A 24306-nucleotide genomic window follows, 5' to 3' on the forward strand; every position below is an offset into this window, starting at 1 on the left:
CCGGCCCCTGGCAAGTGCAGACCCACTACGAGCCTCTCTCTCATGCGAACACTCAGATGTCGGCAGACTACCGCGAGCGCCTCCGGATTCATCTTCAGGGGTTCCTCATGTCGCGTATGGCTACCGTTGGGTTCTGTGACCGACCGCTTCACCTACCTCGACGCCGCCTCGGCCGAACCGCTCCATCCCGCCGCGCGGGAAGTGCTGCTCGCCGCGGCGGATCAGGGGTACGCAGACCCCCGCCGCCTCCACCGGCCGGCCCGGAACGCCGGGCTGCTGCTCGCGAACGCCCGCGAGGTCGTCGCCCAGGCGCTCGGGGTGCGTCGAGATGAGGTGCTTTTCACATCCTCGGGGACCGCCGCCGTGCACGCGGGCCTGCTGGGGCTCGGGTCACGTGGCATAGGTCACAGCGCCGTCGAGCACCAGGCCGTCATCGACGCCGCCCGATGGTCGCAGCGCTCCCCCGTCACCGAGCTGACCGTCGACGGCGAGGCCCGGGTCGAGGTCGCCGCCGTCCGGGACGCGGTGCAGACCGGAGACGTCGACGTGATCGCCGTCCAGCAGGCCAACCACGAGGTCGGCACGCTCCAGCCCCTCGACGAGGTCGCCTCCGCCGCCGGCCCGGCGTCCATCTTCGTCGACGCCGGCGCCGCCATGGGCCGACTGCCGCTGCCGTCGGTCGGAGACGCCATCGCCGGCTCCGCCCGCAAGTGGGGTGGCCCCGGTGGTGTGGGTGTGCTGGTCGTACGCCGGTCCGCCCGGTGGCGCTGGCCGTTCCCGGGCGATGAGTGGTCGCGTACGGATCAGGGGTTCACGAACATCCCCGGGGCCCTGGCGGCCGCGGCGGCGCTCCAGGCGGTCGTCGCCGAGCGCGAGGAGGTCAACACTCGCCAGCACGAGCTGGTCGCGCTGGTCAGGGAACGCGTCCGGACGGAGATCCCCGACGTGGACGTCGCCGGGCCCGCCGAGGACCGGCTCCCCCACCTGGTGACCTTCTCGGCGCTGTACGTCGACGGCGAGGCGCTGGTGACTGCGCTGGACCGAATCGGTGCCGGTGTCGCCAGCGGCTCGGCCTGCACCTCCGACACCCGCGAACCCTCTCGCGTGCTTGCTGCCATGGGAGCGCTGACACACGGTAACGTTCGGCTATCGCTGACCCGCGACACGACGCGAGAGGATGTGGAGCGCGTGCTCGACGCACTGCCCGGGATCGTCAAGGACCTACGCGCCGAGGCCGGCCTGTGAGCGCGCCCAACATCACCCTCGACTGCCGCGGCCAGGCCTGCCCGCGACCGATCATCGAGCTCGGCCGCCACCTCGGCGACGTCGAGGTCGGCGAGGTCATCGCCGTCGCCGCCGACGATGTGGCCGCCCACCACGACGTACCCGCCTGGGCCCGCATGCGCGGCCAGGAGTTCGTCGGTGAGGCGGAAGCAGAAGACGGCGTACCCGTCTATCGGATACGCCGTCTGAGCTGAGCGGAAGGAATACCCGGTTAACCGGGTATTCCTGCACTTCTCAGGCGTTGCATTGCCAGAGAAGTGCAGGAAACGCCTGAGAAGTTCAAGCCTTGATGTGCGGTGCGATCTGGTCCGCGGCGGTGTCGCCGTAGGACTCGCGGACCCGGGCGACGAACTCCTCGGCGGTGAAGGAGTACTCCTGCGGGCCGACGGTCTCGACGCAGTAGGCGGCCAGGACGCAGCCGACCTCAGCGGCCTGCTCGAGCTCGCAGTCCCAGGCCAGCGCGGCCAGGAAGCCGGCCCGGAAGGCGTCGCCGACTCCGGTGGGCTCGACGGCGTTGACGTTCTTCGCGGCGGGCAGCTCGATCGCGTCCTCGCCCTTGCGCTGGATGCGTACGCCGTCCTTGCCGAGCGTGGTGACCTGGGTGCCGACGCGGGCGAGGACCTCGTCGGCGGACCAGCCGGTCTTCTGCTGGAGCACGTGCGACTCGTACTCGTTGGTGAACAGGTAGGCGGCGCCGTCGACCAGTTCGCGGATGAGCTCACCGTCGCCGAAGGCGAGCTGCTGGCTCGGGTCGGAGATGAAGGTGTAGCCGCGCTGGCGAGCCTCCTGGGTGTGGCGCTTCATCGCGTCGGGGTCGTCGGGCGCAATCAGCACGAACGACGGCTCGCCGACCTTGTCGGCGATCGGGCCGAGCTCGATCTCGCGGGCCTCGGCCATCGCGCCCGGGTAGAAGCTGGCGAACTGCGCCATCGCGGTGTCGGTGGTGCACACGAACCGCGCGGTGTGCAGCGTCTCGGAGACGTGCAGGTGGTCGCAGTTGACGCCGTGGCGCTCAAGCCAGGAGCGGTAGTCGGCGAAGTCCTCGCCGACCGCGCCCACGAGCACCGGCGCCAGGCCGAGGTTGGCCAGGCCGAAGGAGATGTTGGCGCCGACGCCGCCGCGGCGGATCTCGAGGTCGTTGACCAGGAAGCTCACCGAGAGCTTGTCGAGCTGGTCGGCGACCAGCGAATCGGCGAACTTTCCACCGAAGCTCATCAGGTGGTCGGTGGCGATGGAGCCTGCGATCAGGAGTGAACCGGACATGCGCGGAACCCTACCGGCGAGACCTCGGGCGACGTTAAGGCTCGACCGTAGACAGGAGATGAAATATTACCGCTGAGTCCGCCTTCTGCTACCCGTTGGTAGTGCTTACCGTCGTTTGCATGACAGACATGCGCGTTCCGTACGACGACCTCGACAGCCCCGCGCAGCTCTGCGCCGACTGCGCCGCCGCCGACAGCGCGCTGCGCCTGCCCGCGCCACGGGTACGCGAAACGGCCCGCCCTGCGCCCGCCATGCGGATGCAGGCCCGCGAGCCGGGCGACACCGCCATGCTCGAGGCCTGCGGCCATGTCGCCAACGACCTCGCCCTGACCTGATGGTTTCGGCCTCCCGGAATGTGGAGGCCACCAAATACCAGCAGCCCCTGCCTACGTGGCAGGGGCTGCTGACGTTCTGGGACTCAGTGGAAGGAGTCTCCACAGGCGCAGGAGCCTGTGGCGTTGGGGTTGTCGATGGTGAACCCCTGCTTCTCGATGCTGTCCACGAAGTCGATCATGGCGCCGTTGAGGTAGGGAACGCTCATCCGGTCGACGACGACGGAGACACCGTCGAAGTCGGTGACGACGTCACCGTCGAGGGTGCGCTCGTCGAAGAAGAGCTGGTAGCGCAGGCCGGAGCAGCCACCGGGCTGCACCGAGATACGCAGGCTGAGGTCGTCTCGGCCTTCCTGCTCCAGGAGGCTCTTCACCTTCGAAGCGGCAACGTCGCTCACGTTGATGGAGTCTTCGCGGCGTTCGGTCGTCTGCTCGGTCATGTAGCTGGGCTCCCTGTGCGTGGGTGCGGGTGTGTCTTAAGGCTCAATCGTCGCACATCATCGGTTATTCCCGCTGGTCGGCGGACCACGTTCGGGCCACCCTGGCGGCGACCTGGACCAGGGAGTCGTACGCCTGGCCGAGCGCCTGCTCCTCGCCGACGCTGTCGACGAGCGAGTAGGCGGCGTCGATCCCGAGCGTACGCATCTCCCGCCCGCTCATGCTGACCTTGCCCGCCAGCACGATGCAGGGCCGCAGCGCCTGCTCGGCCAGTTTGGCGACCCCGGCCGGCACCTTCCCGGCCGCGCTCTGCGGGTCGAAGGAGCCCTCCCCGGTGATCACCAGGTCGGTCCGGGCGGCCAGCTCGGGCAGCCCGAGCAGGTCGGCGACGACGTCGAACCCTGGCCGTCGGGCGGCCCCGAGGAGCAGCAGCGCGAACCCGATCCCGCCGGCCGCCCCCGCGCCCTTCTCGGTCGCGGTCTTACGCGATGTGGCGGCGGCCAGGTCTTGGAGCACACCGTCCCAGCGGGGCATGGTCTCCTCGGCCAGCCCCTTCTGCTCGCCGTAGACCTTGATCGCGCCGAAGAGCCCGGTGAGCGGGTTGTCCACGTCGCTGGCGATCACGATCTCGAGGCCCAGCGGCTCGGGGAGCGTGACCTCGGTGATGCCCTCGAGCCCGGCGACCCCGGCATCGAGCGGCCGGTCCGCGGTGGCGCCGAGCGCGGCGAGCAGCCCCGCTCCCCCGTCGCTGGTGCCCGAGCCGCCGAGGCCGACCACGACCGCGGTCGCGCCGGCGTCACGGGCGGCGCGGAGCAGCTGGCCCACTCCGTACGAGCTCGCCTGCTCGGCTCCCTTCCCGCCGGTCAGGTGCAGGCCGGCCGCCTGGGCCGACTCGACGTAGGCGGTCTCGCCGTCGACCAGCACCTGAGCGGTCACCGGCTCACCGTGCGGGCCCCTGACCTCGACCTCGAGGAGGTCGCCACCGAGTACCTCGTGCAGCAGCTCGAGGAATCCCGGTCCGCCGTCCGCCATCGGCGCGAGCGAGAGCTCGTCGCGGGGCGCCGTACGCCGCCAGCCCTCCGCGATCGCGGCGGCCGCTTGGGCGGCGGTGAGCGTGCCTGCGTACTTGTCGGGGGCGATCAGCACTCGCATGGCCGAAACCTACCCGTGCACGGAAGCACCAGGTGTTCCACCTGACGCTTTCAGTCTCGTAACCATTCCGCATGCGTCGCGTTAAGGTCGTTTCGTGCGGATCTTCGGGCGGCGCGGGGCCAGCGACTCAGAGACCAGGCGGATCAATGGCTTCTGGACCTGGTGGGCCCAGAAGGGCGCTCTGGCCTGTGGCGCGGCGCTCGACGCCGACGACCAGGACGCTCTCGTCGCGCTGCTGGCCAGGCGGATCGACGCGATCGAGGCCGGTCTGAGCTGGGAGGTCGGCCCCGGGCCGTTGGGCGACCGGCTGCTGGTCGTCTCGGCCGGCGGCAACCCCGACCATCGTGCGCTGGCACGCCGCTGGCTGCTCGCCGCCCCCGAGCCCGACGGTGTCTCGCCCTGGGAGTTCAGCGACCAGCGCCCGCCCGTCGACGATCCGGTCGAGGCGGTGCTCACCACCCCCGGCGGCGCCGCGATCCGGCTGGCCGACATGCTGGTCGCCGCCCGGCAGAACGGCGCTCACTTCGACCTCACCCTCTTCCACCCGGCCTTCCCCGACCTCGCCGACGACGCCCGTCTCCAGGTCGCCTTCCACGCCCTCGACACCACGCTGGGCGAGTCCAGCACAGAGCTGTGGATCGGCGAGGTCGACACCACCACTGCCCGACCCCGCGACGGCTTCGGCCTCGACGGGCTGAGCGTCGCCGTACGCAACCTCCGCAAGGAGTACGTCGACCCCGACGGCAACCCGGCCTGGGTGCTGCTCCACGGGGAGAGCCCCCAGGGGCCGGTGATCGCGAGCGCGGTCGTGCCCCTGCACCCGGTCACCGCCCCCAACCTGACCCATCACGTCGGCGTGATGGTCCCCTACGTCGGCTTCGGCGAGCGGGGTCTCCCCTCGGCCGACGCCCTGCGCGAGCTCGGCCAGCTCGAGGACCGGCTCGCCTCGACCCTCGGCCCCGACGGCCGCGTCGTGGCGCACGAGACCACCAACGGCGTACGCCTTCTCCACGCCTACGTCGACCCCACCACCTCGGCGCCGCAACGGCTCGAGGACACGGTCGACGGCTGGGTCCACGGCGACGTCGTCACCCGGGTCGACACCGACCCGGCGTGGGATGCCGTACGCCCCCTGCGGGCTTGATCCGTACCACCATGTGACCCATGCCACGAGGGCGCCGAGCCCTCGACATGTATTATCGTCATCATGACGACTGTCGACCTCCCGCTGCTCCCCCTGGGGCGTGGCACCGACCTGAACTCCGAGCGTGGCGTCGAGTGCCCCGGCGATCTGCCGGCCGCCTCCGACCCCGACCTGGTCAAGCGCGCGCTCGCCGCCAAGGAGAAACTGGGCGAGAAGGTGTTCGTCCTCGGACACCACTACCAGCGCGACGAGGTCATCCAGTTCGCTGACGTGACCGGGGACTCCTTCAAGCTCGCGCGCGACGCCGCCGCCCGGCCGGACGCCGAGTACATCGTCTTCTGCGGCGTGCACTTCATGGCCGAGTCGGCCGACATCCTCACCTCGCCGTCGCAGGCGGTCATCCTCCCCGACCTCGCGGCCGGGTGCTCGATGGCCGACATGGCGCGCCTGGGCCAGGTCGAGAAGGCCTGGGAGGCGCTCTCCGAGGCGGGCGTGGCCGAGCAGGTCGTGCCGGTGACGTACATGAACTCCTCCGCCGACATCAAGGCGTTCTGCGGGCGCCACGACGGCGTCGTGTGCACCTCCTCCAACGCGCAGGCCGTGCTGGAGTGGGCCTTCGACCAGAAGGACGATGCCAAGGTCCTCTTCTTCCCCGACCAGCACCTCGGCCGCAACACCGCCGTGCTCAAGCTCGGTATGTCGCTGGGCGACTGCGTGGTCTGGGACCCGCTCAAGCCCGGCGGCGGCCTCAGCGCCGAGGAGCTGCGGGCGGCGAAGGTGATCCTGTGGAAGGGCCACTGCTCGGTCCACGGCCGCTTCTCCCCCGACACCATCGACGACCTGCGCGCCGAGATCCCGGGTGTGCAGATCCTGGTCCACCCCGAGTGCCAGCACGAGGTCGTCCTCAAGGCCGACCTGGTCGGCTCGACCGAGTTCATCATCTCGACCATCGAGGCCGCTCCTGCTGGGTCGGCCTGGGCGATCGGCACCGAGCTCAACCTGGTCAAGCGCCTCGCCAACGCCCACCCGGACAAGCGGATCGTCTTCCTCGACCGCACCGTCTGCTACTGCTCGACGATGAACCGCATCGACCTCCCCCACCTCGTCTGGGCCCTCGAGTCCCTCGTCGAGGGCCAGGTCGTCAACCGCATCGAGGTCGACCCCGACACCGAGCGCTACGCCAAGCTCGCCCTGCAGCGCATGCTCGACCTCCCCGGCAAGACTCAGGACGACTGACCCTGTCCGCCCGGCGCCGAGATGGCGCCGGGTCAGGTGTCGTTGAGCCAGGCCAGGACGGCGAGCACGCGACGGTTGTCGTCGCTCGCCTGGGGCAGGTCGAGCTTGGTGAAGATCGAGCTGATGTGCTTGCCGACCGCCTTCTCGGTGACGAAGAGCCGGGCGGCGATGGCGGCGTTGGAGCGGCCCTCGGCGATCAGCGTCATCACCTCGCGCTCCCGCTCGGTGAGCCGGTCGAGCGGGCGTTCGCGGCGGGTGAGGAGCGCGGCGACGACCTCCGGGTCGAGGACCGTCCCGCCGCCGGCGACCTGGCGCACCGCCGCGAGGAAGGCGTCGACGTCGGCGACGCGGTCCTTGAGCAGGTAGCCGACCGCGCCCTCGCCCCCGGCGAGCAGGTCGCGCGCGTAGAGCGGCTCGACGTACTGGCTCAGCACCAGCACCGGAAACCCTGACCGCGCCTGCCGGGCCTCGATCGCCGCGGTGATGCCCTCGGTGGTGAAGGACGGAGGGAGACGTACGTCGACCACCGCCGCGTCCACGTCCGGCCGGACCAGGGCCCGAGCCAGGGCGGGCGCGTTGTCGACGGCCTCGACGACCTCGATCCCGCCCGCTTCGAGGATCCGGGTCAGGCCGACGCGCAGCAGCGCCTGGTCCTCGCCCAGGACCACCCTCAGATCCGGCAAGGCACCTCCAGGGTGATCAGGGTCGGGCCGCCGGAGGGGCTCTCGACCTCGACGGTGCCGTCGAAGGCGGCCAGCCTGGTCGCGACGCCGGCGAGCCCGTGTCCGGTCGCGTCTGCACCGCCGCGGCCGTTGTCGCCCACCACGATCCGCAGCCGCTGCCCGTTGTGGCTGCCGCGTACGAACGCCCGGTCTGCACCGGAGTGCTTGACCGCGTTGGCCAGGCATTCGGCCACCGCGAAGTAAGCCGCCGACTCGACCGGGTCGGGCAGCCGCCCGGGCAGCTCGATGGCGACGGTGACCGGCAGCGGCAGTCCGGCGGTGAGGGCTTGAACGGCTCCCACGAGGCCACGGTCGGCGAGAACGGGCGGCAGGATGCCGCGTACGACTCCACGCAGGTCCTCCAGCGCGGACACCGTGGTCTCGCGGGCCTCGCGCAGCAGCGCGGCGGCGGCGTCGGGGTCGGTCGCCATCAGCTTCTCGGCCAGCCCGACGCTCATCCCGACGGCGGCGATCCTGGCCTGGGCACCGTCGTGGAGGTCCCGCTCGATGCGACGCAGCTCGGCCGCCGAGTGGTCCAGCGTCTCGGCACGGGTCGACTCGACCTTCTCCACCCTGGCGGCCAGCGTGGCGACCTGCCCCTGGCCGAAGATGCCCCGCTCGGCCAGCGCCCGCGCCCGGACCAGGCCCGGGGTCGCCATCCACCACACCAGCAGCAGCGGACCAGTGAGCAGGAGCAGCAGCCAGGCCACCCAGGTGATGCCGGCGAACGCCAGGATCAGCCAGGTCAGCGGCGCGGTCAGGAACGCCGCGGGCAGCAGGGAGAGCACGAAGCCTCCGGTCGCCGAGAAGCAGCAGAAGGCGAAGTCGCGCCAGCGCGCCTTGTCCCGAAGCCACCGGAACGGCCGGGCGAGGACCGGCAGCGCACTCAGGTCCGCGTACGTCTCCGGCATCCTCTCCCCAAGGAGCATCCCGCTCACCCGGCGATGCACTCCGGCGACGGCCTGGGTGGCCGGCACCGCACCCAGGGCGATCCCGATGCCGACCCCGAACACCAGCCCGAGCGGGATCGAGAGCACGGTGAGGATCGCCAGCACCAGGGCGGGGGCCATCATCAGGGCATAGCCCAGCGACAGTCCGGTCAGCCGGAGCCGCTCGACGAGCGCCTGCCCGCTGAACGGCTCCGGTCGCACGGTCCGGATCGGTGCGTCCCAGTCGGTCATCAGGAGTGAGTGTGACATCAGCGAGCGCCGGACGTCGTGCGTAATGCCCGGCTCGTCGCGCCGGCCGCGGAGGCCAGCGTGAGCGCCACGGCACCGGCGATCAGCAGGGGCGGCAGCCAGAGCTGTGCGTCGGGGACCAGGCCCTCACCCCGGACGTAGGCGAACGGGACGATCGTCGCCTGGGCGGCGAGCAGCCCGACGACGGTGCCGACCGCGGCGACCACACCGGCCTCGGCGAGGATGGAGCCGCGCACCTGACCTGGAGTGGCGCCGAGCAGCCGCAGCCTGTGCAGCTCCAGGCGGCGGTCGGCGAGGAGGGTGGCGAAGGCGTTGACGACCATGATCGCGGCGAACGCGCAGATCATCGCGGTGACCACGTTGTTGAGCAGGTTTGCCGTCTCGAAGCCCTCGGCGACCTCCGGGGGCAGACCGGTGGGCAGCGTTCGCTCGTCGATCCCGACCAGCATCAGGATGCTGACCGCGGCCGCGGAGAGCACCATCACCGGAGCGAGAACCCCTGCAAGCAGGTGGGACCTGCGCGAGGTGTTGTACGCCGCCAGGTGACCGCTCGTGCCGCTCAGCAGCGGCCGCAGCACCCAGCTGCCGGCCCGCAGCAGCAGCGGTGCCAGCGCGGCGAGACCCACCGCGACCACAAGGCCGAGGGAGCCGGTCATCGCCATCGCGTCAGACGGGTCAGCGGCGTCCTTGCCCGTTGCCATGGTCATCACGACCATGGTCGTGGCGAGGCCAACAGCGACCACGGCCACCACCCAGCGCCACCAGGCGATCCGACCGGTGCCTGTCCTGGCTTCGGAGAGGGCGACCGTCGCCGGTCCCCGGGAGGCACGTGACCCGGCCATGCCGGCAGCAGCCAGGGAGACGAGCAGGAGCAGGACGACGGTCGCGGCGAGCGCGATCCAGCCGCCCGAGTGGGCGACCTGCTCGCTGACGACGCCACCGGACTGCAGCAGGTCGAGGAGGGCTCGGCTGGTCAGGCTCGCCACGACGGCGCCGAGGACGGCGGCCACGAGCGCTACCACGAGCGTCTCCGCCCGCACCAGGGCGCGTACCTGACGGGGCTCGGCGCCGACGGTGCGCAGCAGGCCGATCTCGGCCTCGCGCTGCCGGACGGTGATCCCGACGGTGGAGACGATCGAGAAGAGCGCGATGACGGTGCCCCAGGCTCCGACCACTCCCCCGAGGATGAGCAGGGTCTCCCGCTCGGCGCTCGGCGTGCCGGGCTCGAGCGCGACCTGGATGAACGGCGTGAACGAACCCATCACCGCTGTGCCCAGCAGGATCGCGACGAAGGTCGCGGTCATGGCGGTGGCGCGGTGGCGCAGCGAGCGCAGTGCCAGGGTCAACATCACACCATCTCCCGCTCGGCCCGGGCGGTGAGCTCGTCGAGATGTGCCATCTGGCCGGCGACGGCCTCGGCGGCGGGGTTGTCCATCTGCCCCACGGCACGGCCGTCGACGAGGAAGACCACGCTGTCCGCGTAGGCAGCGGCGACGGGGTCGTGGGTCACCATCACGACGGTCGCACCGAGCTCGCGCACGAGGCTCCGGAGCAGGGCCAGCACCGAGGCCGCCGTGTGGGAGTCGAGGGCTCCGGTGGGCTCATCGGCGAGGACGATGTCGGGACCGGTCACCAGCGCCCGGGCGATCGCGACCCGCTGCTGCTGGCCGCCGGAGAGCTGTGCCGGCAGGTGGCCGGTGCGATCGCCCAGGCCGACGCGGTCGAGCAGCTCGCGGATCCGGCGGCGGGCAGCCGCGTCGATCCGGCCCCCGGCCAGCCGCAGCGGCAGCGCGACGTTCTGCTCGGCGGTCAGGTAGGGCAGCAGGTGGAAGCCCTGGAAGACGAAGCCGATCCGCTCGCGGCGCAGCCTGGTCCGGCGCGCCTCGGTCAGCTCGGTGACGTCCTGGCCGGCGATGACGACCCGGCCGCCCGTCGGCTGCTCCAGCGCTCCGGCGCAGGTCAGGAAGGTGGACTTGCCGGAGCCGGAGGGCCCCATCACGGCGGTGAACGTGCCCGGCGCGCAGGCCAGGTCGAGTCCGTTGAGCGCGGTCACGGCGGCCGCGCCGGTGCCGTAGGTCCTGGTGAGGCCGGTGACCTCGAGGGCGGGTGTGGTCATGGGTGGCTCCTGCGGTTTCGGGTGGCTGATGTCACCCTTCGACGCTAAGGAACCCGCCGCTCACCCACGATGGGCTCAAGGAGCCGAACCGGGTAGGGAAAACCCCACCTCAACCCTGCGACGAGCGCGGGAGACGTACGGCGATCGTGGTGTCGCCCGGGGCGCTGGCGAGGGTCACGGTGCCGCCGTGGGAGGTGACGATGGCGTGGACGAGGGCGAGCCCGAGGCCGGCACCGCCGTCGCGCTGACGGGCCTCGTCGGCGCGGGTGAAGCGCTCGAAGGCGTGCGGAACCAGCGCCGGGGGAAAGCCAGGGCCGTCGTCGTGGACGTCGAAGCCGTCAGGACGTACGCGGACCGTGACCGTGGTGCCGGCGGGCGTGTGCCGGCGCTCGTTGGTGAGCAGGTTGCTGATCACCTGGTGGAGGCGCTGGGCGTCGCCGGTGACGATCACCTCGGCGTCACCTGAGTCGGCGTCGGCCGGTAGCTCGAGCCGCCAGGTGTGCGAAGGGGCGACGACGCGGGCGTCGTCGACGGCCTCCAGGAGCAGCCGGGTCAGGTCGACCGAGTCGCGGGCGAGCGGGCGGCCCTGGTCGAGGCGCGCGAGCAGGAGCAGGTCCTCGACCAGCGCGGTCATCCGCAGCGACTCCTCCTCGACCTTGCCGAGGGCCGTCGGGACCGCTTCGGGCCGCTGCTGGGCCAGCTCGGTGTAGCCGCGGATGGTGGTCAGCGGGGTGCGCAGCTCGTGGGAGGCGTCAGCGACGAACTGGCGTACCTGCTGCTCGCTGCGGTGACGTTCGGCCAGCGAGGTCTCGACGTGGTCGAGCAGCGAGTTGAGCGCGGCGCCCACCTGGCCGACCTCGGTGTCCTCGTCGGTGAGCCGCTCGGGCACCCGCTCGGTCACCGAGACCTCGCCGGAGGAGAGCGGCAGGGCGGCGACGGTGTGCGCGGTGGCCGCGACCTCGCGCAGCGGGCTGAGCTGGCGGCGTACGACGACATAGCCGACGCCCGCAGCGGCCAGGACACCCAGCAGGGTCAGCAGAGCCTCCCAGAAGATCAGGCTCTCGATCGTGTTGTCGACCTCGTCGGTCGACATCCCGACGACCTGTACCGCCTGCTCGCCGGTGTCGAGGAATCCGGACTGGGCGATCACGCGGAAGCTGCCTTGATCCAGCTCGACATCGTGTAGGCGGGCGTCGACACGTACATCCTCGAGAACCTCCAGGTCTGCGTCGGACAGCTCGTCGTCCGCGTCCGGGTCGAAACCACCGACCTGGCTGTCCGCGGCAGAGGAGGCTGGGATGAGCGCTCGGATCGCACCCGGCGGAACATTGATCATGCCCGCCGGCCTCGGGCGGTTCACCGACCCCGCCATCTCCTTGACGTCCCGGTCGAGGCGGTCCATCAACGTCTCGCGCAGCGCGATCGTGGCGAAGGTGGCGATCAGGAGCGAGACGACCAGCACCAGGGAGACCGCGGTGATGACCAGGCGCGAGCTCAGCGGTGCGACCAGTCGCTTGAGCCGAATACTCACTCAGCGGCCTTCAGCACGTAGCCGGCACCGCGCATGGTGTGGATCATCGGGTCGCGGCCGGCGTCGATCTTCTTGCGCAGGTAGGAGATGTAGAGCTCGACGACGTTGGCCTGGCCGCCGAAGTCGTAGGACCAGACCCGGTCGAGGATCTGGGCCTTGGACAGCACCCGGCGGGGGTTGCGCATCAGGAAGCGGAGCAGGTCGAACTCGGTGGCGGTGAGCGTGATCTCCTCTCCATCACGGTGCACCTCGCGGGAGTCCTCGTCCATCGTCAGGTCGCCGACGCGGATCACCGAGTGCTCCTCGACCCGGGTCGCGCCGGCCCGCCGCATCAGCCCACGCAGCCGGGCGACGAGCTCCTCGAGCGAGAACGGCTTGATCACGTAGTCGTCACCGCCCGCGGTGAGCCCGGCGACCCGGTCCTCGACCGCGTCCTTGGCGGTGAGGAAGAGGACGGGTACGGCCGGGTTGGTCGACCGCACCCGGCGCAGGACCTCGAGCCCGTCGAAGTCGGGCAGCATCCAGTCGAGCACGATCGCGTCGGGAGCGGTCTCCTTCGCGGCGGCCACGGCCTTGGAGCCGGAGTGGGCCATGGTGATCTCCCAGCCCTCGAACCGCAGCGCCATCGCGATCAGCTCGGCGATGTTCACCTCGTCGTCCACGACCAGCACCCGCAGGGGCGAGCCGTCGGCGCGGGTCAGGTCCTTTCCTCCAGCAGTCATGACCCCATCATGCGGCTGTTTGCTGTGTGGTGCCTGTGAGGTCGCTGTGGCGTGTCGATGTCATCGCTGACCACCGCCCGGCAGCTGTCCTCCGGGCCCACCACCGGGCATCTGGACGACACCGCTGCCCGTACGCCCGAAACCCTGCTGCTCGGAGGTGTCACCGCTGGGCAGGTCCTGGGAGAGGTCCGCCAGGACGACCTGCTGACCCGTCTCGAGGCCGTCGGTGACCTCGATCCGGGTGGTGCCGAGCAGGCCGGTGGTGACCTGCTGACGCTGGGTCGTGTCGCCGTCGACGACCAGCACCGAGCCGTTGGAGAGGGCCGAGGCCGGGATGGTCACGACGTCCTCCGCGGAGCCGACCACGACCTCGACCGTGGCCATGTTGCCGGCGAGGAGGTCGAGACCGGTCTCGTCGAGGGTGACGGTCACCGGGAAGGTGCTGCTCCCCGAGGATGTGTCGGGCACCTGGCCGACCAGGGTGACCTTGCCCGGCAGCGCCTTCTCGCCGCCGGCCGGGGTGACCTCGGCGACCTGGCCGGTCTCGAGCTGCTCGACCTGGGTAGCGCTGACGTCCAGCTCGACGCTGGTCAGGCCTTCGGCGATGAGGGTCACCGCCTCGGTGCCGGCCGAGGCGCTGTCTCCCTCCTGCACCGCGACGGAGGCGACCGTGCCCGCTGCCGGCGCCTTCAGCACCGCGCCCGCGAGCCCTGCCTCGGCCTCGGCGACCTCGGCCTTCGCCTGGTCGATCTCGGCCTGGTCCTTGGCCAGGGTCGCGGCGGTCACGCTCCCACCTGCGCCGGAGGCGTTCGACCCGCTCTCGCTCTCCCGGCCGCTCTGCTCACCCTGGGAGCCACCGGTGCTGGGCATCTCACCGGACTCGCCTCCGGCACCGGGCTCCCCGCTGGCGCCGCCTGCACCGCCGGAGGGCTGCTCGGCCCCCTGCTGGGGCTGGCCGCCGGACTGGTCCGGGTTCTGACCGCTGGACGAACCGGCGGCCGCGAGGGTCTCGTCGAGCTGCGCGCTGTAGTCCACCAGGTCGGCCTTCGCGGACTTCACCGCCGCCTTGGCGTCGCTGAGGGACGACTGGGCCGAGCCGAGCAGCCCGACGACCTCGGAGACGGTCCCGCCGGCCGAGCCCTGGGCACCGAGCGCGTTCTCCAGGTCCTCCTGGCAGGAGGTGGAGGTGTCGTCGGCACAGGACTCCTGCGCCGCCTTCAGCGCGGCAGCGAGCTCGCCGCCCTCGTCGAGGGTGCCGCCGGAGGCGACCAGCGCGGCCAGCTTCTCCTGGGCCGAGGCGAGGTCCGTCTGCGCGGTGCCGAGCCGGGTGTCGGCCGTGTCGAGCGCCTTCTGGGCCGAGACGACCGCGTCCTGCAGCTCCTTGACCTTGGCGACGAGCTCGGCGGTAGAGGAGCTACGCACGGCCGACGTCGCCCCGGTCCATAGCGCGGCGACGGTCCCACCCGAGGAGCCGGTCACCGAGCTCGGCGAGGCGGTGGCCCCGGAGGAGGACGCCGAGCTCTCCGACGAGGTGACACCGGAGACCTGAGCCTCCTTGTCGCTCTCCAGCTGCGCCCGGGCCGCGGCCAGCGTGGCCTTGGCGGAGGTGAGCGACTTCTTCAGTGACGTACGGTCCAACCGGGCCACCACCTGGCCCTTCCTCACGGTGTCGCCCTCGGTGACGACGGTCTCCACGGTCCCGTCAGTGGCGAAGGCGAGGTCGGCGCGACCGTTGGGCGCGACGGTGCCGGTCAGCGAGAGGGTCTGCTCCACATCGCCGGTGGTGACCGCGGCGGCGCGGTAGCCGGCCGAGGACGAAGCGGTCGCTGCGTACGCCGTGTAGCCACCGCCCGCGACCACGATCAGCGCCGCGGCACCGGAGGCCGCCTTGACCCAGGTGCGGGAGACGCGCCTCACGAGGACGCTCCGTCCTGGCCCGGCAAGCCGCCCGGCATCCCGCCGCGGCCTCTGATGCCGGTGGCGCACTCGCCGTCGACGGGGTCGGAGACCGAGATCCGCTCGGCGGTGACCGCCCCGGTGTCGTCGGTCTCGCCGGTGGCGGTGACGCAGGTGCCCACCACGAGAGCGCTCTTCGTCGCCGTCCCGGTGGTCGTGTAGGTGGTCTCGGACCCGACCGTCACGCTCAGCGAGGTCGTCTCCTCGGAGTCGCGCGAGGTCGCCGCCACGGTGAAGCCCGAGTCGCTGACCGCGGTCACCTCACCCGAGGCGCCCATGCCACCGCCCATGTCACCGCCCAAGCCTCCGGGACCGCCCGACGGCATCCCCTCAGGCATGTCGCTGGGCAGATTGGTAGGCATATCGCTGGGCATCCCCTCAGGCCGCTGACCGCCTCCGAAGCCGCCTGCGCAGGACCCGTCGGTCTTCTCGGTGATCCGGACGGTGCCCGCGGTCATGGCGGTCTCGCTCGACTCGGAGCCGTCGGCAGTCGTGACCATCACGCAGCTGCCGACCGTGACGTCGGCCAGCGCGGCGCTGATCTGCTGGCTGATCGTGGTCTCGTCGGTGTAGGTGACAGCGGTCTGGGCGTCGCTGCTCTGGACCTGCAGCGTGCTGCCGTCGATCGCGGCGATCTCGCCGGAGGCCCCCGGCATGCCGCCGCCCATCCCCTGGCCCTGCCGCTGACCCTGGCCGTACCCCTGCCCCTGCCCCTGCTGATCCGTGGCCGCGTCTCCATCGGAGCCACAGCCGCCCAGTGCGACGAGCCCGACCGTGGCGAGGGCCACGAGTGACAGCGTGCGAGCCCGTCGCGCGCCGGGTGTGAATGTGTTGGTCATCGAGATTCCTTCGTACGTCGAGATGGTGGTGTCACTCGCTGCGGAGCGCGTCGATCGGGGTCAGGCGGGCGGCCCGGCTGGCGGGGTAGACCCCGAATCCGACGCCGAGTGCCAAGGAGGTGACCAGCGCGGCGGCGGTGGCCAGGAGGGACAGGGAGACGGGCTGGTCGATCAGACCGGGAAGCCCCCAGGCGCCGACGGCGGCGATGACGATGCCGACGACACCACCGGCCAGGCCGAGCAGGGATGCCTCGGCCAGGAACTGCCGCCGGATCACCGACGGGGTCGCGCCGAGCGCCTTGCGCAGACCGATCTCCCGGATCCGCTCGGTGACGGAGACGAGCATGATGTTCATGACGCCGATGCCGCCCACGAGCAGCGAGATCGCCGCGATGCCGCCGAGCAGCACCGTCAGGGTCTTGTTGGTGGCGTTGGCGGTCTCGACCAGCGAGTCCTGCGAGGAGATCGAGAAGTCGGCCTCGTCGGCGCTCACGCCGTGCAGGTTGAGGAGCAGCGCATTGATCTCCTGGTAGGCCGCCGGCAGGGCCTCGTCGGAGACCGCCTCGACGTAGACCGTCGAGACCGAGCTGCTGGTCGAGCCGGTCAGCGACTTCGCGGTGCCCATCGGGGTGACCGCGGTGTCGTCCTCGGTGGAGCCCGACGAGCTAGCCCCGGTCGACTCCAGCACCCCGATCACGGTCAGCGCGGTGCCGCCTACCGAGACCGTCTCGCCGACGGGGCTGGCCGGCCCGGTGAAGAGCTCGGCGGCGGTGTCGGCGCCGAGCACGACGACCTTCGCACCCGAGGCCACCTCCTCGGAGGTGAAGAACCGGCCGGTGGCGACATCGCGCTTGCGCACCTGCGGCCACGTGGTCGTGGCACCGACCAGCGAGGTCGTCCAGTTGGTCGAGGCGGTGTCGAGCTGCGCGTTCGAGGTGGTCACCGGGGCGACCCCCTTCACGTCCGGCGCGGCCTTGTCGTCACCGAGCGCCTCGGCGTCGGAGAGGGTCAGCGTGGAGGCCGACCCGAAGCCGCCGCGTACGCCCGAGGAGTCGGTGGAGGAACCCGGCGAGACGATCAGCAGGTTGCTCCCCAGCGCGCTGATCTGGCTCTTGACCTGGTCCTGCGCACCTTGGCCGAGGCCGACGGTGAGGATCACCGAGGCGATGCCGATGACGATGCCGAGCATCGTCAGCAGCGACCGCAGCCGGTGCGAGCGCACCGCGTCCCAGGCAGTCGCGAGAGTCTCGGCCCAGCTCATCGTGCACCTCCGGCGAGCACCGGCTCGTCGGCCGTGATCAGGCCGTCGCGGATGGTCAGCCTGCGGCCGGCGCGCGCGGCGACGTCGTGCTCATGGGTGATCAGCACGATGGTCCGGCCGCTCGCGTGCAGCTCGTCGAGCAGCGCGAGCACGGCCTCGGTCGATCCGGAGTCGAGGTTTCCGGTCGGCTCGTCGGCCAGGATGATGTCCGGCTCGGTGACCAGCGCCCGGGCCACCGCGACCCGCTGCTGCTGACCGCCGGAGAGCTCGCCGGGACGGTTCTCGAGGCGGTCGCCGAGCCCGACCCGCTCCAGGGCCCGGGCGGCGCGCTCGCGCCTCTCGGACCTGGGCACACCGGCGTACATCAGCGGGAGCTCGACGTTGCGCCAGGCCGGCAGGCTCGGCAGCAGATTGAACTGCTGGAATACGAAGCCGATCCGCCGGTTGCGTACGTGGGCGAGGGATGCCTCCGACATCGTCGAGACGTCCTCCCCGCCGAGGTGGTAGCTGCCTTCGGTCGGCACGTCGAGGCAGCCGAGGATGTTCATCAGGGTCGACTTGCCCGAGCCGGAGGGCCCGATCACGGCGACGTACTCCCCCGCGTCGATCTCCATGTCGACTCCGCGCAGTGCCTCGAACTCGATCGATCCGGACCGGTACGTCTTCCGCACGCCGTCCACGGAGACGACCGGGGCGCTCGCGCTCACCGACCGCCACCCATCTGGTCGGGCATCCCGCCACCGGGGAACTGACCGCCACCGGGCATCTCCCCCATCTGCCCGTCACCGCCGAAGCCGCCCTCCTGGCCGCCTTCCTGGCTCCCGGACCTCGAGCCGCCGGGGCGGGTGAATGCCTCGATCTCGACCGTGTCGCCCTCGGCGAGCCCGTCGGTGATCTCGGTCGTGGCGCCGTAGACCTCGCCGATCGTCACCTTCGTCTTGACCGTCTTGCCGTCGACGACCTTCTGGACGTACGCCTGGTCGCCGTCGGTCGTGATCGCGGCGCTGGTCACGGTGAGCACGTCCTCGCGCTGCTTCACGGTGATCTCGGCCGTGGCCGAGGTGCCCGGGTAGAGGTCGTCGCGCTCACCGGTGACCGTGATGCTCACCGGGAAGACCGCAGCGCCCGAGGAGCTCGTCTCGGCGACCTTGCCGACCGTCGCGACGGTGCCGAAGACCTCCTCGCCGACCCCGTTGACGGTGACAGTCGCCTGCAGACCCTTCTTCAAGGAGTCCGCATCGTCCGCGCTGACGGTCGCCTCGACGACGTGGTCTCCCGCCGAGACGATCGAGACGGTGCCGGTGCTCGTCGAGTCCGTGGAGCTGCCAGAGCTCGCGCCGCCCGAGTCCTCGCCCATCGGCGAGTCAGAGCCACCGGATCCGCCGGAGGAGGACGAGCCCGAGGAGCCGGACGATGAGCCCACGACGTCACCGACGGCGAGGTCGAAGGCGGTCACGGTGCCGCCGATCGTGGCGCGCAGCACGGCATCGTCCACGGCCTCGCGAGCGGAGTCGAGGTCTGCCTCGGCGGCCGCGACGGCGGCCTCGTCCGAGGCGATCTGTACGTCCGAGGCCCCCGAGGACTCGTCGGTGTCGAGCTGCTCCTGAGCGGCGGTGAGGGCCGACGCGGCCGCAGTGCGGGCGGCGACCAGGGTGGTGTCGTCCACCCGGGCCAGCGGGTCACCCTTCTTCACGGGGTCGCCCTCGGCGGCGTAGATCTTCGTCACCGTGCCGGAGACCTCGAACGACAGGTCGGCGGTCTCGGCCGCCTCCACGGTGCCGCTGGCCGACACGGTCTCCTTCACCGTGCCGGACGTGGCCTGGACCTGCATCGCCTGCGCCTGCGCGGTGTCCTCGCGGGTGAGTGCCCACGCGCCCGCTCCGCCACCGACCACCACTGCCGCCACCCCGGCGGCGAGCAGGATCCGGGCTGTACGCCCCAGCCTCCGCCACCGCTCCGTGAGTCTCTTGCGCACCACACTGCCTCTCTCCTACGCCCCGGCGGCGCCGGAGGCCTGACGAGAGGACTGTCGTGTGCGTGGCTATGCGGGAGGTCGGCTCCGGCTGTGGGGAACCTATGAATCAGGCGCGTCGACGGCCCGGCGGGCGGTGTGGACCATCAGGTCCGCGCGCACCTCCACCTGCTCAGGAAGAACCGCGGCCAGGTCGGCGAAGAGCGCGGACCGGTCGGCGGCCGAGAGGATCCGGATCGCGGAGATGGTGTCGAGGTGGCGCACGTAGTCCGCACGGGCGAGGGTGAACCGGCGCGGCACCTCCCGCTGGCGTACGTCGCTCAGCCGACCGTCTGCCAGCATCTCGTCCCCGGGGAACAGCATCGGCGCGTCAGCCGCGGACGGCGGCGGCAGGTGGCGGCCCTCCGGGGCGTACGCCGCGATCATCTCGTCCTCGATGGCCGCGACCTGGTCGTCGGCCAGCACGAACGGGCCGCCGAAGAAGGCCACCGCTCCCCCGTCGCGGACCAGGGCGGTGGCGAGGTCCCACCGCGTCGCCGGCGCCGTCCAGTGCCAGGCGGCGGCAGCGTAGAGCAGGTCGAACGGCTCGTACGCCGCCGCGTCGAGCTCCTCCAGAGCAGCGTGCACGGTGGTCACCGGCAGGCCCGCGCACTCACGCCGGAGCACGCCGAGCATGTCGGCGTCGGGGTCGGTGGCGACCACCTCGATCCCGGCGGCCGCGAACGTCCGGGTCGCCTTCCCGGTGCCGGCACCGACCTCGATCGCCCGTCGCACCGGGCCGTCGGCGACGTCCTTCACGAGCGCGACCAGGTCCTCGGGGTAGCCGGGCCGGAAGCGCTCGTAGTCCTCCGCGACCGCTCCGAAGCTCCGTGCACGTTCCATAGGTCTCAGAGCCCGGGGGCTCCCCAGACGGCGAGCCAGCGGGAGAGGTCCTTCTCGACCGGTAGATCGCCCTCGATCGCGCTGCGGACGTTGATCTCGAGCAGGTTGTCGCGCTGCTGCGTGCCGGTCGGGACGAAGGGGTAGAAGGTGCCCTGCTTGTAGAGGTAGATCAGGCCGACGCTGCGCCCGTCGGCGCCCGTGCTGTCACGGAAGGCGATCAGCGAGCACAGCAGCCCCGGGCCGAAGCCGTTCATCTCCAGGGTGGTGTTGACCGCGTGCAGGTCGGTGACCAGGCCGGTGATGTCGGGGTTGGCCGGGTCCAGCGGCTCGTGGTCGACGCTGAGCCAGGTGAAACCGAACTCGTCGACGCTCGTGGTCACCGTCGGCGCGCTCTCGGAGGCGCCGAGCAGCTCGACGATGTCCTTCTGCGTGCCGGCGAACCCTGCGCCGGCCGCGGCCCGGTAGCAGACCGCTCCGTCACCGGTCGGGACCAGGCCGAGCGAGGTCTGCATGGTGAGCGCGGCCGTCGGCACCGCGAACAGTGCGTCGAGGTTGGCCTGCTTCGGCCGCGTACGACCCGTGATGACGTCCCAGAAGCCCACGTCGCCGACTTTACGACGTGGGGATCAATAGGAGAGCGCCGGCCCTGCGCCGCGATGCACGCACGCTGGCGGCGTTGGCGCTCCTTCACAGACGCCCAGTCTGCGCTCGGAGCGCCGCCTTGCCATCGCACGCGCCTCGCGACGCAGGACTCGGCGCCTATTGATCCCCACGTCGTTACTGGGTCGGGCGGCCGAGCTCGGCCTCGATCCGGGCGAGCTGCTCCAGGCGCTGCTCCAGCGAGGGGTGCGTCGAGGTGAGCGTACGCAGCGACTGGCCGCTGATCGCCGGCGCGATGAAGAACGCGTTCATCGCCTGCGACGACCGCAGGTCGCGGCTCGGGATCGCGGAGATCTCACCGGTGATCTTCTGCAGCGCGCTGGCCAGCGCGCCCGGCTTCATGGTCAGCTGCGCGCCGGCCCGGTCGGCGGCCAGCTCGCGATAGCGCGACAGCATCCGCAGCAGCAGCCAGGAGACGGCGTAGACCGCCAGCGAGACCAGCAGCACCACCAGCCACACCGGGAGACCGTTGTTGTTGTCGCGGCGGCCGCCACCTGCGTACGCACCGTACTGGGAGCCGCGGCTCAGCATCCCGGCCACGATGCCGGCCGAGGAGGCGACCGTCATCACCAGCACGTCGCGGTGGGCGACGTGGGAGAGCTCGTGGGCGAGCACGCCTTCCAGCTCCTCGGCGGTCAGGCGCTGCATGATGCCGGTGGTCACCACGACCGCGGACCGCTTCGGCGAGCGGCCGGTGGCGAAGGCGTTGGGCATGTCGGTGTGCGCGATCCCGACCCGCGGCTTCGGCATGTCGGCCAGCGTGCACAGCCGGTCGATCATCGCGTGCAGCTCGGGCGCCTCCTGGGCCGACACCTCGCGCGCGCCCATGGCGCGCATCGCGAGGGTGTCGGAGGCGTACCACTGCCACCAGGCGATCCCGAGCCCGACGATGCCGATGATCGGCGCCCACTGCGCGGGCATGACGAACATCAGCGCCACGATGAGCCCGACGAACAGCGCGCCGAGCAGGAACATCACCGTGGTCATCCGGACGGTCAGCCCGGCGTCACCCTGGAAGCGTGACATGTTTCTAACCGGGGATGAGGCCCTCGTCGCCGAGCATCTCGGAGACCTCGGCGAGCGTGGAGCCGGGTCCGGGAAGGATCAGGTCGGAGGAGTCGATCGCGTCGACCGGGTGGGCGGTGCCCATCGAACGTACGCCATCGAGCAGGGCCTCCAGGGCCGCGTCGAAGACGGCCTCGTCGGTGCCCTTGCAGGCGGTCTCGACCGCGGCGTCGAGCTGGTTGAGCTTGTCGACGGCGGCATCGTCGAGGTCGTACTGCCCCTCGCCCAGGATGCGTACGATCACTGCTCGGCCTTCTTCTCGGTCGACTCCACGTCGATGACCGGCGCGTTGGCGTCGGCACCGGGCAGCGCCTGCGTCTGCTGCGGGGCGTTGATGCCCTTCAGCGCGGCGAGCTCGGCCTCGACGTCGCTGGTCGAGCTGAGCGCGTCGAGCTGGCGGGTGATGTCGTCGGTGGGACCGGCGGTGAGGTCGTCGAGGGCACCGGAGGCGAGCAGCTCGTCGACGGCGCCGGCACGAGCCTGCATCTCCAGGGTCTTGTCCTCGGCACGCTGCATGGCCATGCCGACGTCGCCCATCTCCTCGCCGATGCCGGAGATCGCCTCGTTGATCCGGGTCTGCGCCTCGGCGGCGGTGTACGTCGCCTTGATGGTCTCCTTCTTGGTGCGGAAGGACTCCACCTTGGCCTGCAACCGCTGCTGGGCGAGGGTGAGCTTCTCCTCCTCACCCTGAAGCGTGGCGAGCTGGGTGTTGAGGTCGTTCATCTGCTGGGTGAGACCGCTCTTGCGCGTAAGAGCCTCGCGGGCAAGATCCTCGCGGTTCATCTCGATGGCCTTCTGGGCCTGCTGGGTGAGCTTGTCGGACTGCTGCTTGAGCCCGTTGATCTGCAGCTCGACGCGCTTGCGGCTGGTCGCGACGTCCGCGACACCGCGGCGCACCTGCTGCAGCATCTGAAGCTGCTTCTGGTAGCTGTAGTCGAGCACCTCCCGTGGGTCCTCGGCCTTGTCGAGCGCCTTGTTTGCCTTCGCCTTGAAGACCAGGCTCAGCCGCTTCATCACACTCATCGGTTCCCTTTACGCCTCTCATATGCGGCCGACCGCCGGCCGCCCCGCGTCGTCGCTTGCCGCTGGACTCTCGTGGTCCTAGGACAAGTGTTGCCTCTCACCTTAGGCCGGGTCCACAAAACTCGCTGTCAGGGTCCTTCGGGATATCCTGTATGTGTCCCAGCCAACAGTAAGAGGTCACCCGTTGTTCGGTCGCAAGTCCCCCGCCCCGCAGGTCGTCGAGCCCGAGAACCCGGTCAAGGAGACCGGTAAGGGTCGTCCGACCCCTTCGCGCAAGGAAGCGGAGGCGGCCCGCAAGGCGCGACTCAAGCAGCCGCGCTCCCGCAAGGAGATCAACGCCGCCAACCGCGCCCAGCGCTCCGAGCAGGGCGACAAGATGCGCCAGGCGATGAAGACCGGCGACGAGCGCTACCTTCCGCTGCGCGACAAGGGCCCGGTCAAGCGGTTCATCCGCGACTGGATCGACGCCCGGTTCACCTTCGCCGAGATCGTGCTCCCGGTGCTGATCATCGCGCTCGTGGTGCCCTACATCAGCCTCGAGCTGGCGATGTACTCCCAGCTCTTCACCCTCGTCGTGATGGCCACCGTGATCATCAACCTGATCGCGCTGCGCTTCCTGCTCCGCAAGGAGCTCAAGCGCCGCTTCCCCGACAACGACCTCAAGGGCACCACCTACTACGCGATCATGCGCTCCATCCAGATCCGCCCCCTGCGCCTGCCGAAGCCGCAGGTCAAGATCGGCACGCAGCTCCCCGACGACTACCGCTGAGTCTCGGACCCGGGAGGGTCCTCGACCTCGCAGATCAGGCTGGCGCCGCCCATGCGGTGCTGGAAGCTCCAGGCGCTGGCCAGATCGGTGAGCTTGTCGGCGATGAAGGGCTCCGGTGCCGCCGCGGGCATCGAGGTGAGCGTCCAGACCGTGGAGAGCTCGACCCGGGTCGGCGTACGCCATGCCAGCTTGACCCAGATCTCGCCGGGCAGGTTCGAGATGGCCACATGGACACCGAAGGCTGCGAGCACCTCGAGCCGGTTGGCGGCGCGGTTGCCGACGACCCGTGAGTCGGTCCACGCCCGTACCTGGCTCATCGCCTGGTCCGGCGTCAGCAGATCGGCCGCATCCTCGCGGTCGGTCTCGTGGACGTAGTTGCTCATCAATTGACCTTTCGGGTGGGGGTTGGTGCGGCCGGAGCCGTCTGGATGTCCCAGATGGTGTCGAGGCCGGCTCGTCGAAGCCGTCCGGCAAGCGCCGGATCGGCGTTCCGGAGACGTAGGGGCACGCCCCGCGTCCCGCAGCGCCGTTTGGCCCACAGCAGCGCCGCGACGGTCGTCGAGGAGAACTCGGTCAGGCCGGACAGGTCGACCACGACCGCCTCAGGACCTCCCCCGAGCATCTCCGTCAGCCGCCAGCGCAGGTTGTGGATCGCCCCCAGGCAGGTGGCGTCCGAGAACGGGACGACGACGATCTCGTCGACCGGGTAGAAGTCCGCCTCGCTCATGCCGCACACACTG

At 70.9% G+C, this 24306-nt stretch carries 27 protein-coding genes; 6 read left to right on the plus strand and 21 right to left on the minus strand.

The features are described from left to right. Positions 1-135 precede the first annotated feature (135 nt). Both ABZU72_RS06115 and ABZU72_RS06120 read left to right on the plus strand, forming a co-directional pair. Positions 136-1245, plus strand: coding sequence for an aminotransferase class V-fold PLP-dependent enzyme (locus tag ABZU72_RS06115; RefSeq protein WP_355017973.1), 1110 nt, complete (start codon positions 136-138; stop codon positions 1243-1245). Beyond that, positions 1242-1478 (plus strand): sulfurtransferase TusA family protein, encoded by a 237-nt coding sequence (locus ABZU72_RS06120; RefSeq protein WP_355017974.1) that lies wholly within the window; start codon positions 1242-1244, stop codon positions 1476-1478. Before ABZU72_RS06115 ends, ABZU72_RS06120 begins: the two co-directional genes overlap by 4 nt. Positions 1479-1563: 85 nt before the next feature. Here the strand turns inward: ABZU72_RS06120 and ABZU72_RS06125 are convergent, their stop codons facing one another. Beyond that, positions 1564-2547, minus strand: a complete 984-nt coding sequence (locus ABZU72_RS06125) for a carbohydrate kinase family protein (protein ID WP_350843680.1) — start codon at positions 2545-2547, stop codon at positions 1564-1566. 119 nt (positions 2548-2666) lie between these two features. Here ABZU72_RS06125 and ABZU72_RS06130 point away from each other — a divergent pair, with 119 nt between their 5' ends. After that, on the plus strand, positions 2667-2882 hold the full coding sequence (locus ABZU72_RS06130; RefSeq protein WP_355017975.1) for a hypothetical protein: 216 nt from the start codon (positions 2667-2669) through the stop codon (positions 2880-2882). 83 nt (positions 2883-2965) lie between these two features. Here the strand turns inward: ABZU72_RS06130 and erpA are convergent, their stop codons facing one another. Together erpA and ABZU72_RS06140 are read right to left on the minus strand one after the other, a co-directional pair. Continuing rightward, positions 2966-3319 carry an iron-sulfur cluster insertion protein ErpA gene (gene erpA / locus ABZU72_RS06135; protein ID WP_350661565.1) on the minus strand — a complete coding sequence of 118 codons (354 nt, stop codon included), beginning with the start codon at positions 3317-3319 and terminating at the stop codon, positions 2966-2968. Between the two features lie 64 nt (positions 3320-3383). Then, positions 3384-4469, minus strand: coding sequence for a glycerate kinase (locus ABZU72_RS06140; protein ID WP_355017976.1), 1086 nt, complete (start codon positions 4467-4469; stop codon positions 3384-3386). A 94-nt stretch (positions 4470-4563) separates the two neighbouring features. On the opposite strand from ABZU72_RS06140, the gene ABZU72_RS06145 reads away from it, so the two are divergent. After that, positions 4564-5613, plus strand: a complete 1050-nt coding sequence (locus ABZU72_RS06145) for a DUF695 domain-containing protein (protein ID WP_355017977.1) — start codon at positions 4564-4566, stop codon at positions 5611-5613. 63 nt (positions 5614-5676) lie between these two features. After that, the gene (nadA, locus tag ABZU72_RS06150) at positions 5677-6849 is read left to right on the plus strand and encodes a quinolinate synthase NadA (RefSeq protein WP_355017978.1); all 1173 of its coding nucleotides are present in this window, start codon (positions 5677-5679) and stop codon (positions 6847-6849) included. 32 nt (positions 6850-6881) lie between these two features. Here nadA and ABZU72_RS06155 read toward each other — a convergent pair whose 3' ends face one another. The 16 genes from ABZU72_RS06155 to ABZU72_RS06230 form a co-directional block, all read right to left on the minus strand. After that, entirely contained in the window at positions 6882-7523 is a 642-nt protein-coding gene (locus ABZU72_RS06155) for a response regulator transcription factor (protein WP_350718968.1), read from the minus strand. Beyond that, positions 7520-8752, minus strand: coding sequence for a histidine kinase (locus ABZU72_RS06160; RefSeq protein ID WP_355017979.1), 1233 nt, complete (start codon positions 8750-8752; stop codon positions 7520-7522). The genes ABZU72_RS06155 and ABZU72_RS06160 overlap by 4 nt, the downstream gene beginning before the upstream one ends. A 17-nt stretch (positions 8753-8769) precedes the next feature. Beyond that, positions 8770-10119: an FtsX-like permease family protein gene (locus ABZU72_RS06165; RefSeq protein ID WP_355017980.1), complete on the minus strand. Its 1350-nt coding sequence runs from the start codon at positions 10117-10119 to the stop codon at positions 8770-8772. After that, on the minus strand, positions 10119-10886 hold the full coding sequence (locus ABZU72_RS06170) for an ABC transporter ATP-binding protein (RefSeq protein ID WP_355017981.1): 768 nt from the start codon (positions 10884-10886) through the stop codon (positions 10119-10121). The genes ABZU72_RS06165 and ABZU72_RS06170 overlap by 1 nt, the downstream gene beginning before the upstream one ends. 109 nt (positions 10887-10995) lie before the next feature. Next, positions 10996-12417 carry an ATP-binding protein gene (locus tag ABZU72_RS06175; protein ID WP_355017982.1) on the minus strand — a complete coding sequence of 474 codons (1422 nt, stop codon included), beginning with the start codon at positions 12415-12417 and terminating at the stop codon, positions 10996-10998. Beyond that, positions 12414-13139: a response regulator transcription factor gene (locus ABZU72_RS06180; protein ID WP_355017983.1), complete on the minus strand. Its 726-nt coding sequence runs from the start codon at positions 13137-13139 to the stop codon at positions 12414-12416. The genes ABZU72_RS06175 and ABZU72_RS06180 overlap by 4 nt, the downstream gene beginning before the upstream one ends. A 60-nt stretch (positions 13140-13199) precedes the next feature. After that, entirely contained in the window at positions 13200-15056 is a 1857-nt protein-coding gene (locus ABZU72_RS06185) for an efflux RND transporter periplasmic adaptor subunit (RefSeq protein WP_355017984.1), read from the minus strand. Further along, positions 15053-15934, minus strand: a complete 882-nt coding sequence (locus ABZU72_RS06190; RefSeq protein WP_355017985.1) for a hypothetical protein — start codon at positions 15932-15934, stop codon at positions 15053-15055. Before ABZU72_RS06190 ends, ABZU72_RS06185 begins: the two co-directional genes overlap by 4 nt. 31 nt (positions 15935-15965) lie before the next feature. Then, positions 15966-17195, minus strand: a complete 1230-nt coding sequence (locus ABZU72_RS06195; RefSeq protein ID WP_355017986.1) for an ABC transporter permease — start codon at positions 17193-17195, stop codon at positions 15966-15968. Beyond that, a complete protein-coding gene (locus tag ABZU72_RS06200) occupies positions 17192-17902 on the minus strand; it encodes an ABC transporter ATP-binding protein (protein ID WP_355017987.1) in 711 nt (236 codons plus the stop codon). The genes ABZU72_RS06195 and ABZU72_RS06200 overlap by 4 nt, the downstream gene beginning before the upstream one ends. Next, positions 17899-19170, minus strand: coding sequence for an efflux RND transporter periplasmic adaptor subunit (locus tag ABZU72_RS06205; protein WP_355017988.1), 1272 nt, complete (start codon positions 19168-19170; stop codon positions 17899-17901). The genes ABZU72_RS06200 and ABZU72_RS06205 overlap by 4 nt, the downstream gene beginning before the upstream one ends. 99 nt (positions 19171-19269) lie before the next feature. Next, positions 19270-20049, minus strand: coding sequence for a class I SAM-dependent methyltransferase (locus tag ABZU72_RS06210; RefSeq protein WP_355017989.1), 780 nt, complete (start codon positions 20047-20049; stop codon positions 19270-19272). A gap of 5 nt (positions 20050-20054) precedes the next feature. Further along, positions 20055-20651: a hypothetical protein gene (locus tag ABZU72_RS06215; protein WP_355017990.1), complete on the minus strand. Its 597-nt coding sequence runs from the start codon at positions 20649-20651 to the stop codon at positions 20055-20057. Positions 20652-20826: 175 nt separating this feature from the next. Next, complete coding sequence (gene htpX / locus ABZU72_RS06220) at positions 20827-21735, minus strand: zinc metalloprotease HtpX (protein ID WP_355017991.1); 909 nt, start codon at positions 21733-21735, stop codon at positions 20827-20829. A gap of 4 nt (positions 21736-21739) precedes the next feature. Continuing rightward, on the minus strand, positions 21740-22018 hold the full coding sequence (locus ABZU72_RS06225; protein ID WP_355017992.1) for a hypothetical protein: 279 nt from the start codon (positions 22016-22018) through the stop codon (positions 21740-21742). Continuing rightward, positions 22015-22797 carry a PspA/IM30 family protein gene (locus ABZU72_RS06230; RefSeq protein WP_355017993.1) on the minus strand — a complete coding sequence of 261 codons (783 nt, stop codon included), beginning with the start codon at positions 22795-22797 and terminating at the stop codon, positions 22015-22017. The genes ABZU72_RS06225 and ABZU72_RS06230 overlap by 4 nt, the downstream gene beginning before the upstream one ends. Before the next feature lie 184 nt (positions 22798-22981). Between ABZU72_RS06230 and ABZU72_RS06235 the strand changes: the two genes are divergently transcribed. Beyond that, entirely contained in the window at positions 22982-23566 is a 585-nt protein-coding gene (locus tag ABZU72_RS06235; RefSeq protein WP_355017994.1) for a DUF3043 domain-containing protein, read from the plus strand. Here ABZU72_RS06235 and ABZU72_RS06240 read toward each other — a convergent pair. Continuing rightward, positions 23557-23949: a hypothetical protein gene (locus tag ABZU72_RS06240; RefSeq protein WP_355017995.1), complete on the minus strand. Its 393-nt coding sequence runs from the start codon at positions 23947-23949 to the stop codon at positions 23557-23559. The two genes, ABZU72_RS06235 and ABZU72_RS06240, sit on opposite strands and share 10 nt — an antisense overlap. Continuing rightward, positions 23949-24293 carry an STAS domain-containing protein gene (locus tag ABZU72_RS06245; protein ID WP_355017996.1) on the minus strand — a complete coding sequence of 115 codons (345 nt, stop codon included), beginning with the start codon at positions 24291-24293 and terminating at the stop codon, positions 23949-23951. The genes ABZU72_RS06240 and ABZU72_RS06245 overlap by 1 nt, the downstream gene beginning before the upstream one ends. Positions 24294-24306: the final 13 nt, after the last annotated feature.

The organism is Nocardioides sp. NPDC004968, from assembly GCF_040608935.1.
Classification (GTDB): domain Bacteria; phylum Actinomycetota; class Actinomycetes; order Propionibacteriales; family Nocardioidaceae; genus Nocardioides.